Origin of the sequence: Pseudogracilibacillus sp. SO10305, from assembly GCF_037072005.1 — a bacterium.
Lineage (GTDB): Bacteria > Bacillota > Bacilli > Bacillales > Amphibacillaceae > Pseudogracilibacillus > Pseudogracilibacillus intestinigallinarum.
Genome location: NZ_JAXHDE010000012.1, coordinates 1 through 14147 on the forward strand (window position 1 = coordinate 1; position 14147 = coordinate 14147).

Annotated in this window: 11 protein-coding genes; 1 reads left to right on the forward strand and 10 read right to left on the reverse strand. The window is 34.1% G+C overall.

From position 1 onward, the window contains the following. Positions 1–100: 100 nt before the first annotated feature. From SPD45_RS10110 to SPD45_RS10125, 4 genes are all read right to left on the reverse strand, one after another. A complete protein-coding gene (locus SPD45_RS10110; protein WP_010721601.1) occupies positions 101–1441 on the reverse strand; it encodes an ISL3 family transposase in 1341 nt (446 codons plus the stop codon). A 150-nt stretch (positions 1442–1591) separates the two neighbouring features. Continuing rightward, on the reverse strand, positions 1592–2617 hold the full coding sequence (locus SPD45_RS10115) for an EmtA family 23S rRNA (guanine(2470)) methyltransferase (RefSeq protein ID WP_010721600.1): 1026 nt from the start codon (positions 2615–2617) through the stop codon (positions 1592–1594). Positions 2618–3222: 605 nt separating this feature from the next. Further along, positions 3223–4266, reverse strand: a complete 1044-nt coding sequence (locus tag SPD45_RS10120; RefSeq protein ID WP_336267622.1) for a hypothetical protein — start codon at positions 4264–4266, stop codon at positions 3223–3225. Positions 4267–4292: 26 nt separating this feature from the next. Next, complete coding sequence (locus SPD45_RS10125; RefSeq protein WP_336267623.1) at positions 4293–5309, reverse strand: hypothetical protein; 1017 nt, start codon at positions 5307–5309, stop codon at positions 4293–4295. Between the two features lie 1054 nt (positions 5310–6363). Between SPD45_RS10125 and SPD45_RS10130 the strand changes: the two genes are divergently transcribed. Next, on the forward strand, positions 6364–6507 hold the full coding sequence (locus tag SPD45_RS10130) for a hypothetical protein (RefSeq protein WP_336267624.1): 144 nt from the start codon (positions 6364–6366) through the stop codon (positions 6505–6507). A 433-nt stretch (positions 6508–6940) separates the two neighbouring features. Here the strand turns inward: SPD45_RS10130 and SPD45_RS10135 are convergent, their stop codons facing one another. The 6 genes from SPD45_RS10135 to SPD45_RS10160 form a co-directional block, all read right to left on the reverse strand. After that, positions 6941–8554 carry an ABC transporter permease gene (locus SPD45_RS10135; RefSeq protein WP_336267625.1) on the reverse strand — a complete coding sequence of 538 codons (1614 nt, stop codon included), beginning with the start codon at positions 8552–8554 and terminating at the stop codon, positions 6941–6943. 24 nt (positions 8555–8578) lie between these two features. Continuing rightward, a complete protein-coding gene (locus SPD45_RS10140; RefSeq protein ID WP_336267627.1) occupies positions 8579–9460 on the reverse strand; it encodes an ABC transporter ATP-binding protein in 882 nt (293 codons plus the stop codon). A gap of 61 nt (positions 9461–9521) precedes the next feature. Beyond that, a complete protein-coding gene (locus tag SPD45_RS10145) occupies positions 9522–10157 on the reverse strand; it encodes a TetR/AcrR family transcriptional regulator (RefSeq protein WP_336267628.1) in 636 nt (211 codons plus the stop codon). 389 nt (positions 10158–10546) lie between these two features. Next, positions 10547–12115 (reverse strand): recombinase family protein, encoded by a 1569-nt coding sequence (locus SPD45_RS10150; protein WP_336267630.1) that lies wholly within the window; start codon positions 12113–12115, stop codon positions 10547–10549. A 1-nt stretch (position 12116) separates the two neighbouring features. Next, on the reverse strand, positions 12117–12533 hold the full coding sequence (locus SPD45_RS10155; RefSeq protein WP_336267631.1) for a recombinase: 417 nt from the start codon (positions 12531–12533) through the stop codon (positions 12117–12119). Then, on the reverse strand, positions 12533–14095 hold the full coding sequence (locus tag SPD45_RS10160) for a recombinase family protein (protein WP_336267632.1): 1563 nt from the start codon (positions 14093–14095) through the stop codon (positions 12533–12535). The genes SPD45_RS10155 and SPD45_RS10160 overlap by 1 nt, the downstream gene beginning before the upstream one ends. Positions 14096–14147 lie beyond the last annotated feature (52 nt).

The following is a 14147-nucleotide window of genomic DNA, read 5'->3' on the forward strand; positions in this document are numbered from 1 at the left end:
ATCCGAACTATCACCACACGCAACTAATAAAAATGATAAACCCATGACACATAGTAAGCTTAATAATTTTGGGTAATCGGAAAATAGTGTGGAAAGAGGGTTAAAAAGTACCCTCTTCCATAGCCTTAGTCAATGTGGAAAATTCGGCACCATAAATTTCTTCATACACCCATTCATAACCAGTTTGTGACCAATTTGGGAATTGATCAGGTAACATTTTTCCGAAAGTAACTTCAACTTCTTTGAATTTCTTTTTCTTTTTAACTTTACGATAGCCTTGAGTAAACAAAATCTTTGCTCTAAGGGCTTCAAAAGAGTAACCACGACCAACATGGTTCATTGTCTTGATTAAACGATTCAGGGATTCCGTATAAGCGTTTGTAATGGGAGTGTTGAAATAGTTGAATATTTCTTCTTCCCAATTATTCATAGCCTTAATCAAATCCTCAAAGTAAGTCATTAATTCTTTAGGTACATTTGAAAGCCAATTTTGATAGAGTTTATAGGCATCGTTGATTGATTCGACTTCATAGATGTCAAAGAATTGCTCTTTGAGTTCATAAGCCTGTCCAAGCAATGGAAAGTTTTGAGTCCATACTTGTAGCTTTATCTGGTCATCAAAGTCTATTAAGTCTTTACTCCTTGTAAGAAGCACGTAACGATCTCTCATAAGTTGTTTACGTTCTTTGGCTGTAACATTTTGACGGTTAGCTTTTCGGATTTTCTCTAAGGCTTCATTGGCTAATTTAACAACATGAAACTTGTCAATTACGATTTTGGCATGTGGTATCACTGTATTAACAGCACTTTTATAAGGATTCCACATATCCATTGCTACAAGTTCAATTTTATCAATATCTTGTAGTTTTGATAGGTAACTGATAACCGTATCTTTATTACGTTTTCGTAAAATATCAATTACCGACTTGTTTTTAACATCTGTAATGACGCAACGATAGTTTTTAAGTAAATGGACTTCATCAATACCAAGCCATTTAGGAGTTCTAAGGTCTGTTTGAGATTCAAGTTCGGCAACATAGTCATTGAAGATATTTCGTACCGTCTTTTCATCAACGCCTATCTCTTCTGCAACGCTTGTGAATGTCTTTTCAAGACTGACTTCTTGAATAAAATTATTTAGTCTTTTTGTAACTGAGCGAGCATCATCCAAATCTGGAAGTTTTTCAAAAAAAGTTTCATTACAATCTCTACACTTATACCTTTGACGCTTCACGTAAATTCCCACACGTTTTGCATGCATAGGCAAGTCGAAAAATAGTTGTCGTTTTTTACCGTGTTTATAGAGGTTTGCAATAGTACCGCATTTTTGACAACGGGTAGGAGGTGGAGACTTAGGCTCTACCAAAAAACGATAATCGTTCTCACTTTCTTGCATATCAAGAATTTTAAAATTTGAAAGGTTAAGCATATTGGTTAACATTGTTACTCCTTATTATAATTTCTCTTTTTGAAATTACCTTTAAATCGATACCATTCTGTACACAACTTTCAACACATTATCAACAAACAAATGATTGAGTATATTCACTACTTGACTACTATCTGCTTTTACTTTGAATGAATCATTCTGCTACTTCCTTCTAAGTCCATCTTGTTTTTCAAACACAAACAAGGTAGGATTCACGCCCTTCAAACTCAAAGGATAAGATTCCAGACAAAAAAGGCCTAATCGTTTTGCTTCCCAAAACAATTGATTGACACTCTCAGACAAAATAACGGCTCTCCCATTTGGCTTCAAGACTCTACATACTTCAATCATAATATGGTGATTGAACAATTCTAAGTCCTCGTCAGGGGAAATTTGTCTTCCAAATGGAAGATTAGTAACAATTTTATCGACACAGCCAGTAGAAAAAGGCAATTTCCGTGCATCCCAAACATTAACTTGCACCTTCGAATCATCGAGATTACTTTTGGCTATCTTTGTGACTGCTTCAGATATATCTCCACCAATTATCTGATTTGCAGGGTATGTGGCTCGTTCAGACAAAATTGTGCCTGAACCACAACAAAAGTCTACGAAAACATCTTTCGATTCAGGATCTGACAACCACACCATCGCATGAGCCACAGAAGGAAGTAATGATGCACGAGAGAACCGTCGTGTCTGATTTCGAAAACGAAACGTCGCATCTGTAAGCCGAAGTGAAAAAATCACATTATGATGTTCAATGTCGAGTCTGAATTCTATCTGATGATTTTGAGACGTTCCAATGTTCCAATCAGGGTAACGCTTATTAATACCCTCCATTGCTTTTTTTGCTAATTCAAAGCGACTATAGGTTTGTTTTCCTTTACGGCTTGCATTTACCCAAAATAAATCTTTATGATCAATAAATTCTAAATCCAACTGGGATATTCGCTCGCTTACCTGAGATAAGTGCTTTTTATGTGGACCGATTTGAAATTGATCAATAACTTGAAACAAGTTATCTGCTGACCTTAAAGAACTTAAGCATGTAAAAGACTCAGCTGTGGTAAAGAAAACCTTCCCTCTATTTATTTGAATTATTTCAGAATCACTCACCTTGTTGTTAATTTCATTTGATAAAACGTATTCTAATCCAGACAATACGCTCGCAAAATAAAGAGTCATACTTACGCCTCCACTTTTTTGAACGCCGTTTTAAGAACACAAAAAAGCCGTGAATGAACCACCTTAAGATTCATCACGACCTTTTATAAACCTTATTTATAAACTGCTTTTACACGTGAGTGCAGACAGTATATTTAACGGCATTATGATGATTAAGTTCATTGACTACTGATACTTGAAATGCACACGACAAATTAACCCCATCTATCAAGGGGTTTTTTCAAGTATTTTAATATTACTATTATCTTAAAACATCGGATTTTAAAAATCAATAATTTACAGTATTTATTTTTCTTCTCGATAACGCAAGCTATTTGTATAATTTATAGCATGAACTGCTGTAAGTTTACCCTAGGATTATACCAACCTTTTAAAAGGAAATAGAATTTACTGATACAATTATTTTAAATTACCCACTTATTTTAAGCATGTGGAGAATTGTTTAAATAGCGTTTAGTTATTTGTCATAAGGTTGTAAAAAATAATTTTCCACACAATTATCCGATTTACGGTTGTATAAACAACAATTAACTATAAATTTTTTCCACACGATAATCCGAATACCCATAATTTTTTCATGATATTTACTCCTTATTGTTTATATATTATTTCGTTTTAAACTTAGTTTCTCCGCCAGCAACAACTCCGTAATCTTTGTGTCTTAAAACATACTCTTGGTTTTCATCAATATCATCTGATGTATAAATATTTTCAAGTTTTATTTCTTCTCCTGGTTCTAATGGCTCTTCTGCTTTTTCAAAGTCTGTTAATGGCATCGCTTCACCCTTATCTTCTTCTGTTCCTAAATCAAGAATAGCGTCATTAACAGGAACAAAACTATTTTCTCCAGTGTTTTTAACTGTGTAATTTAAAGTTATTGTTTTACCTTCAGAACCTGAAGTAATTTCAAAATTGTCGATAGTTATTTCAAACTTCGCACCATTAAATTTTTCAACGGTAGCCGTTTCGCCAAATTCAACTGCTTCTTTGTTTGCTGTTGAATTATCACTAGTTGAGTCTTCAGAACTTTCGTCTTCTTCAGTATTGTCTAATGATGCTTTTGCCTCACTACTGACTGAGTATTTATACCAAGTTTCTCCGTCTTCTTCAAAGTCAAATGCGCCTAAGAATTCAGTTCTTTTATCAATTCTATCTGTAAAATATTGTTCAAGCTCAATCTCTTCACCTGGAGCAAGTATCTCATCAGCTACATCTTTATCTTTAAAATCCATTGGTGTTCCAGCATAAGACTCTCTGTCATCAAAGTGGATAACTGTATCAAAACTTGGTTTTAAATCCTTATCTCCAATATTTTTTACAGTATAAGTTACTACTAAGAAACGATCCGCATCAATTGCACCAGATATAAACTCTTTGATATTTTTACCATTATAATCTGTTAAGACTTCAAATTTAGTTGGTGTTACTTCGTATTTAACTCCAGTAACTCTCTCTACAACAGTCGTTTGTCCAACTTCATATAGTTCCTTACCATCATCAGTTACTTCTGCAGGTTCTTCCTTAGTTACTTCTTCTGTTTCAGTTTCTTCTTTTGATGTGTCTGTCTCCTTCTTATCCGAACTACCACCACACGCAACTAATAAGAATGATAGTCCCATAACACAAAATAAGCTTAATAATTTTTTCATGATATTTACTCCTTATTGTTTATATATTATTTCGTTTTAAACTTAGTTACTCCGCCACCAGCATCATTTGTTGTAGCTCTTAAAATATATTCTTTACTTACATCTAGATCATCTGAACTGTAAGTATGTCCAAGCTGTACCTCATCACCTGGTTCAAGCGGCTGCTCAGCTATATCATTATCTGTAAATGGCATTGCTTTTCCATTATCATCTTCTGTTCCTAAATGAAGACCAGCATCATGGTAAGGACTTATCGCATTTTCTCCAACATTTTTAACTGTGTAGTCAACTACGACATTGCCATTTGAGATTTCAAAGTTGTCGATAGTTATTTCAAATTTGGCACCATTAAATTTCTCTACAGTACCAGTTTCTCCAAATTCAACCACTTCTTTATTTTCTGTTGAATTATCACTAGTAGTATCTTCTGAATCTTCATTTTCCTCAGTTTTACCTATTGAATCTTTTGCTTCCTGAGTTATAGGGAATCTATACCACGTTTCCCCTTCTTCTTCGAAATCAAACGCTCCTAAGAATTCATCCTTAGTATCAATTCTATCTGTATAATATTGCTCTAATTCAATTTCTTCACCTGACGCAAGCATTTCATCCGCTTTTTCTCGATCTCTAAACTCCATTGGGAAGCCCGAATAATTTCCTCTGTCATCAAAGTGAATCACTGTATCATGACTTGGCTGTAATTCTTTTTCACCAATATTTTTCACAGTATATGTTACAACTAGAATACGATCGGCATCGATAGATCCACTAAGATACTCCTCTATATTCTTGCCATTATAGTCAGTTAATACTTCAAATTTTGTAGGTGTTACTTCATATTTAATTCCAGTAACTCTCTCTACAACTGTCGTTTGTCCAACATCATATAGTTCTTTACCATCTTCTGTTACTTCTACAGGCTCTTCCTCATTTACTTCTTCTTCTTTTGATGTGTCTGTCTCCTTCTCATCCGAACTACCACCACACGCAACTAATAAGAATGATAGTCCCATCACCAACCATAAACTTAGTATTTTTTTCATACAATTTTCTCCTAACCTAATTATTTTGTAGGAACGTGATAAGGTTTTTGAATATCTGTATATCCTTCAAAGTGTAGGAGGAGGCTGCTCGCTTTTCAACATGCGTTAATTTCTCCTAAAAAATGAAGTCTATCGCGAACGTTTTTCTGCTACAATTCTCTAGATAATTATTCATTAGATCTTTCAAATCTCACGTTCCATGTAGATTATTAAATTTTAACATAATGATTTAGACAATTCTATCTTTACAGGAAGAAGTAATATTTATGCCGACACATAAAAAACATCTATTTCATCAAGAGGGTAAAATGGATGTTTCTGCTTTAATTCTAGCTATATCAACCTTTCTTCCCTCGTTAACAAAGCCACGTACTCGACATGGGTCTTGTTGATTCTGTAAGAGAACTACTTAATATACTATACCTCTCTCAAAATAAGTAATCGAAAAATTTGGATACTTTTTGAAATTTTTCAAGTTTGATAAATTGAAACAACCAATCAATTTTCGAGATTGTTCGTTGCTTAAATATTTTTATTTGATAAATGCTAGGTAAATTTTTTAAGTGTTTTTATACTTCTAGACAGTTCTGTACTTACAAACTTTATTTCTTTCTTGGTTTACTGTAACAACCCCCGACTATATACATGATTATATAATTAAAACACCTCCACAAAAAAATTCATGGAGGTGGAAAAAGACTATTTTAAAATTTTTTATACTTCTATTTCAATCACCTTACAAGCAAATCATCATATATCTCAAGTTGCTGCGGTTGCTCTTTTAAAAATTTTGTCATTCCTACAATCCGCTGTCTAAGTCTTTCCCTTGCTGCATTTTTCATCCTGACATCCTGCTTCAGTTCCCACAAAATAATTGATTCGACACCAATATTCGCATTATATACTTCCGATTAGCACGAATACGAACATATGAGCTTGTTATTTTGTGTTCTCCAATTTAAATTGTAAAATATCATTGCAATCAAAGTTTTACGGTTGGATGGTTGTCACTTGTTATCTTTTCTTTTTCTTAAAAAGAAAGAAGGTGATAATCATGGAAACTTTCTTGAAGTTTGTAAAAGAAATGTTGAAAGGGATTGTACGTGCGATAATTACGTATATATTTCGAAAAACATTTTTAGATAAAGAGAAATCCACCCGACACCGTGACAAGCAACAGGGTGGAAATCGTAAATAAAACTTATAACAAACCTCTGCCTGTATGGCTGAGACTTAAAAAGAGGAGCGTTGAATCGCTCCTCTTTTACTATCTATATCCACTTTACATGAAAAACATGCAAAAATCAATGAAATTTACTTCTCCACCCTAGACATCAATGCTACCAACTCCACATGGGACGAGTTGATAGAATGGATGTATTTGCGATTTTCATCAAATCGGTCGTATGTGGAAACATATCGACTAATTTTTACGTTCGTGGGAACATATCGACTACCTTTCTAATGGTTGCCAAAAGAATCGAAATATAATTCTAGTTTAGAATACATCTATCCTTATCAAATATATGAAACCTGCAATAATAAAATTTAATTGGTTTCATCGATTAATGTTAAAACCTACAACACCAGAATTTAAATCATTAGTTTACACGATTTACTATTCAAACAATTTAAGCTCCTTCATTCATATCCCTTCTACTGTAACCAAAGAAACCTATTACTATTAAAGCAAAGCTAATCATAGTCACTGTAAGAAAAACTGATGCTTCAAAATTATCCATTGGCATTTGAGGCATCCAACTTTGTATAGCGATATTTAAAAACCATTCCGGAAGGTCTATTAAGCCACTAAAATAATTTAATAGAAAAGAGAATGTAAGATAAATATACACTATTTTACCTAGTTTCGGTGCCCATCCAAGAGCTAACGCTGCCAGACCTATAAAGAATAAAACGGAAGGGAAAAGGTTAAAGCCCGCAGCAAGAAAGTCAACTATATCCATTTCTCCACTATCTCCCATTACGGAGATAGCAGTACCTCCAAGACTACCTGATGCTAATAAAACTCCTAATAATCCTCCTACTATCGATAACCCTATACTAGTCCAATACAATTGACTGCGAGTTACTTTTGTTGCATAAATCTGACTTAAATGTAATCGGCTTTCTTCAGAAAAGAGTTTATTTACAATCGCAATTGGTAGAATAGAAACCAAACTAATCATAACCATCATAATTGTCCCAGTGAATGATTCTTCAATAGAAAATCCTGTTTGAGAAAACATTTGTTTCATCATTTCATTACTCTCTAGGAATGTTTGCATATCTCCATAAATCGAACCATAGGCAGCACCTATAATAACAAATGCGATTAACCAACTGATAATTACACCTTTATTAATCTTTATAAATAATCCCCGGACAGACAGCAAAGACTGCTTTGCACTTTCACGCCCTTCTCTTTGCGGTAAGTAGCCTGCACCCATATCTCTTTTTCCTTCAAGTAAAAAAGCTACAAATATCAATACCAAACTGAATATAAAAGCAAAAATAATTGGGAGCCAGTTATTATCTGTAAAAGGAAAAGTTAAATATGTCCATCCTAAAGGATTTATCATGGATAAGTTAACATCAGAGACATCGGTTCCAGCACGAGCAATGTAAAGTAAACCTACAATACCTATAGTTGAACCAGTTGCGGCAGATGATGTGGGCATAATTTGTGCCATCACTAATGCAATCCCTGCCCCTATAATCCCAGCTATTCCGACTGAAGCACCAAACAACAAAGAACCGTGAACAGAAATTGTATCGGCGCCAAAGCTAATCATCACTCCTGAAATAAAAAGAGCTAGTACCGTATTGATAAAGGTTACTTCTACAAATGCCGCTAGAGAATTTGCTTGACGGCCTATTTGAAAGGAACGAACTAATTCCGTTAGGCCAAGATCTTCTTCTTTCCGCGTATGCCCAACAATGTGAAGAACTGAAAGTATCATTGCAAACAAACCACAAAACAACAACATTTCATGCGCATACATTGCCCCTAAAGTATAATCAGCTCCTGTTTCAATTGGAGTCGGACCCACCATGGATATCATTGCAGGGTTTTGCAAAGTTTCAAACATTCCGACTAAACCTTGCCCTTTTGCTATTTCTTTGAATGCCGGAACAAATCCAGCCGAAAACATCCCAAGTCCCAATATCCATATAATAATCTTTTTCCAATCTCTTTTTAAATATTGTAAAAACAATGTATCCCAACGAGCAAATTTTTCTTTCATAATTATTAACCTCCCTTCGACTACTTAGCTTTCATAATGACGCATGAACAAATCTTCTAAAGTCGGTGGTACTGACTCAAATTTAGTAACACCTAGTTTGCTAGCTTCTAGCAATACTTTATTGAGATGTTGATTATCAACTGAAAACGTAGATTGATCATCAGTTTGAACGAAGTCATGCACTCCCTCTAAAGAAGCTATATTAGCTACATCCCCTTGTGTTACTAATGTAACTGTGGAACGAGTTAAATGTCGTAATTCATCAAGTGTCCCTGTTTCTACAATTTCACCTTGACGAATGATGACAACTTTATCTGCTAGCCGTTCTACTTCACTCAATATATGAGAAGATAACAAAATTGCTTTCCCAGCCTTTTTTATTTTTTCAACTTCTTCTTGAAATACTTGCTCCATCAACGGATCAAGGCCAGAAGTTGGTTCATCAAAAATATACAAATCAGAATCAACTGCTAATGCTGCTATTAATCCAACTTTTTGACGATTTCCTTTTGAATATCCTTTTGCTTTTTTCTTAGGATCCAATTCAAAACGTTTAATTAAATAATCACGCTTTTCTTTATTTCCACTTCCATGTAAATTAATAAACAGATCGATGATTTCTCCACCTGTTAAATTTCCCCAAAGTGCAACATCTCCTGGAACATAAGATATGCGCTTATGAATTTCAAGACTATCTTTCCAAACGTCCTTTCCAAATATCTCAGCAATACCTGAATCACGTTTTATAATTCCTAATAACGTGCGAATGGTTGTAGATTTCCCAGCACCATTAGGACCAATAAACCCAACTACTTCCCCTGATTTTATAGTGAACGACACATCACGTAATGCTTGAAATTTACCAAACCTTTTTTGTAAACCTTGTACTTTAACAATTTCAGTCATCGCATTAACCTCCTGTTCAGTTTCTATATTCATATCTTTTTCAATTTATTAAACGTCACCTTCAACTTTGTTTATAAAAACTATATTTCAATATTTCAGCGTATTTCTTCCACTCTTCAAAATAATACTCACCAAAATCATCAACATCTTCAAAAGTAACTATTTGTTCTAACGCCTTCTCTCCTAGCCCAAACATCGTCCAATTCAAAATCTCAATCGCTTTTTCAACATCAATCTCATCTCTAAATTTAGAATAATCGATATCTTGATATAACCTTTTTATAGCTACATTATAGATGTAAGCTATACTTTGCTTCACAGTTTCCTTAACCTCAACTGATTCTTCATGTTTAAGTGAAGCAAAAAAATCGAATACTAGTGGATGCTTTTGTTGTACATAAAACTTTTCCAGCCCTGCTTTTTCAATTCTGTTAAATAAATCTTCTTCTGTTAAATCAATTTGATCATTTAAATCTCTAATAATATTTCGACTATACTCAATTAAATACAGGTACAAATCTTTTTTACTATTAAAGTAGTTAAATAATGATCCTTTTGAAATGTTAGCTCTTTTTACAATTTCATTTGTAGAAGCTTTATCAAAACCACTTTGTACAAACTCCTTTATAGCCGCATTAATAATTTGTTCTTGTTTTTCTAGTTTTAAGTTATTAAATTTTGAGTAAATCGTAATCACCTCCCACTTTATAATTTGACCTATCTGGTCACTAATCAATATACCACTAATGACCGTTATGGTCAATATGGAATATACATTTTAATTACTAACACCTGACAAGTAAAAATTCACCTATATTAAGAATGTGTATTTTTCCCACATCAATGTTCCTAATATATATCTACTTCAAATCCTAATTTAACCACCTCTGAATTTTCATTAAATTATCACAGAAATAAATAGAAGTTGAATTTTAAAAAATTAAAACAGATACCCAAAACAAATGATAATAAATTTTGGGTATCTGCAAAGTTTTCTCTTTATTTGAATTATGGCTAACTTAAAAGAGTGCATTAATATATTTTATACAAATGTTAAGATGTATTAGAATTAAATCTCCATGTATTTTAAATATCCTTTTCAATTTCAATTCCCGACTTAAATTCAACTGTTAATTGTCTTTCATGAATCGTTATTTTCTCAATCAATCTTCTTACTAATAAGTCGTCATACGTTTCAAGTTGCTTTGGCTGCCCTTTTAAAAACTTTGACATTTCTTCAATCCGCTGTCTAAGTCCCTCTCGTGCTGCGTTTTTCATCATGACTTCCTGCTTCAGTTCCCGTAATCGGTATATTTCTTCTCCTACATCATCGTAATCTTCTTTTGAATTTGCAAGCCTGAGAAGTTCCATTTGGAGTTCTTCTAACTTTTCATCAATATCAGCTGTTGGTTTATCCGCATTTTCATTCAAAACTGTTTCAATATTTTCTATTAATATTTTCAAGTAATTATCTTTGTTTCCCAAAACTTCATTAATGGCTTGTACTATAGCTTGGTGTAGTTCATCTTCCCTGATTGTTTCCGCATTACAAAGATGCGTTTTTCCTTCTAGTCTACTAACGCACCGCCACACGATGGATCTGCATCCTCTATTATTCCAATGTACCCTTCGAAAAACATCTTCGCATTCTTTACAAAAGACAATGCTCGACAAGGCATACTTGCTGCTATACACTCGTTTCTTTCCAGTTTTTCCGTTTCGAATATTTGCTCTTCGCATCATTTCTTCTTGAACTTGTAAATAAATCTCTCTTGGAATGATTGGTTCGTGGTTATTTTCAACATAATATTGTGGAACATGCCCGTTATTTACAACTCGTTTTTTCGTTAAAAAATCTACGGTATATGTTTTTTGAAGTAATGCGTCCCCGATATACTTTTCATTTTGCAGTATCTTTTTAATCGACTCTGGCCGCCACTTAGACCGTTGAGCTGCGGTAAGTATCTCATCCGTTTCAAGTCCACGTGCTATTTGAACTAAACTTGCTCCTTCTAAATATTCCCGGTAAATCCGTTTCACAACTTTCGCTTGTTTTGGATTGATGACTAGTTTGTTGTTCTCATCTTTGGTATAGCCTAGAAAACGATTATGGTTCACTTGCACCTCACCTTGCTGATATCGGTATTGAATGCCAAGTTTTACGTTTTGGCTAAGTGACTGACTTTCTTGTTGTGCCAGAGATGCCATGATGGTGAGCATAATTTCTCCTTTGGCATCCATTGTATTGATGTTTTCTTTTTCAAAAAACACAGGTATTTCTTTATCTTTTAATTGCCTGATGTATTTTAAACAGTCCAGCGTGTTTCTAGCAAAACGACTGATGGATTTTGTGATAATCATGTCAATTTTTCCATTCATGCTATCCTCAATCATCTTATTAAACTTCTCACGCTTTTTGGTATTTGTCCCAGATATTCCATCGTCCGCATAGATACCTGCCAACTCCCATTTAGGATTGTTCTTAATATAGGTAGTGTAGTGTTCCACTTGAACTTCATAACTAGTTGCTTGTTCTTCGCTATCTGTTGAAACCCGACAATAAGCTGCCACTTTTAATTTCTTCTGACTCTCTGCGTCAACATTCCTTGTCTTTCTTCTCGCCGGGATAACTGTGACACTTCTTGCTAAAGCCATTTTAAGTCACCTCTTCTTTTATTAAACTGTATACAAATTCAGCTTGTTTAGTTGGATTGTCGTATCTAGCTTCCACATTTCCGATTGTGAATGTAAAAATAGGTTTAAATGTTTCTTCCGCTTTTATCCTATTCAATCGTCCTAGTTTTTTCGCCCTTTTAATCCTTTCTTCTTTCAACTGTTCAAATTGCTCTTTTGATATTAATCTAGGGAATATTCCATTTCCTAAATACCTCTCATCTGTTAATATTCTTACAATCCCACCATGCGATCGATTAATACCAGAATCCTTTGCAGCATTAGCTAAAGATTTTCCAGATAAGTACGACTGGATTAAAAGCCTTAATTGTTCAGCTTCTCTGGCATGGATTTCAATTCTTCCATTTACTATTTCATATCCAAAAGGCGTATGTGCCATCAGCGTTCAACCCTTTCTCTAAGTGTAATGCCACATTTCAAATAAAACCCAATCTCATTAGGTGAATACACAATTACTTTTTTTACAATATCTTGAAAGGTTTCTTCGTCAAATGAAGATATAAAGTTTCCTTGTTTTAAATATTTAATGAGCCGCTTCAATTCATTTAACTGATTTGAACCATCATTGATTGAATACAGTAACTGTTCTCTTTCCTCTTTTAGACTTATATGCCGATGGGTCAATTCGATTTTCTGTTCATTAAAAATTGCCGGCTCTAAAAAGCCTTTTGTCATTATTTGAATTAATGTATTCAGTTCATCTTTTATAGCCTCGAGTTGTTCTTCTATCTCGGTGACTTTTTGATAGTTTTCATCTTGGTTTGAAGTTTCTAGTTCTTTGGATAGTGGGACTAATACATAACTATATCCAAACTTTAATTTATTCATCATCGTAATAAAGGCTTGATGAATACGTTCTTCTTTTATAAAAAGCATCGAACATTCATCTCTGTTTTTGATATGTGTAGAACAGCACCAGGCAATATATTTTTTATGAGTTGAAGTGTGAATTCTTCTTTTAAAGGTATCGCCACACTCTGCGCATTCAATCTTTCCTGAAAATGGATAGCGATTTATATATTTTCTGCTTCCTACTGCTACATTCTTCTGACTTGCTTGGTATTCAATCATCTGATTGGCCGCTTCAAAATCAGCATGTGTGATAATCGCTTCATGATGATTTTCAATTAGGTATTGATCCAGCTCACCTTGATTTACTTTTCGATTAAAATGTTCATCCGTAAACGTCTTTTGAAGTAGCACATCACCAGTGTATTTTTCGTTCTTAATAATTCCACGTATCGTAGTTCCTGTCCAATTTCCACCCCGCTTTGTTGGAATTTTTTCTTCGTTTAATTGCCTAGCAATTCTTTCTGTTCCTATTCCTTTAAGCACACTATTAAATATTCGCCTGATTACTGGTGCTTGTTCTTCATTTACAACAATCTGTTCATCGATATAATCGTAACCGTATGGAGGATATGATAATTTGTAAGTTCCGTGTTTGAATCGCTGCCTAATCGACCATTTACTGTTTTCGGAAAGTGACACTGATTCATTTTCTGCAAGGCTACTTAAGATTGAAAGCATGAGTTCACTTTCCATCGAATTTGTATTGATGTTTTCTTTTTCAAAATAAATGTGCACGTCTAAGTCCATCAGTTTTCTAACAAGCTCCAAACAGTCAATTGTATTTCTCGCAAATCGGCTAATTGATTTGGTTAAAATAAAATCAATCTTTCCTTTTTCACAATCGGACATTAAGCGAAGCAATTCCGGCCGTCTATCCTTTTTCGTCCCTGTAATACCTTCATCACTGTAAATATCAACTAGCTGCCATTCTTCATTTGTTTCAATCAAAGTTTTGTAGTGTCGTCTTTGTGCTTCTAAACTAATAAGTTGATCCTCGTTTGACGTTGACACTCGTATATAAGCAGCGACCTTTTGTTTTGGTTTTACTGCTGAAGATGTTGCCACATCAAGCATTGTTATCTTTCTCATCCACTCAACCTCCCTTCTCGTATGTGACATATTAGCGTTAGAGCGCTGTTAT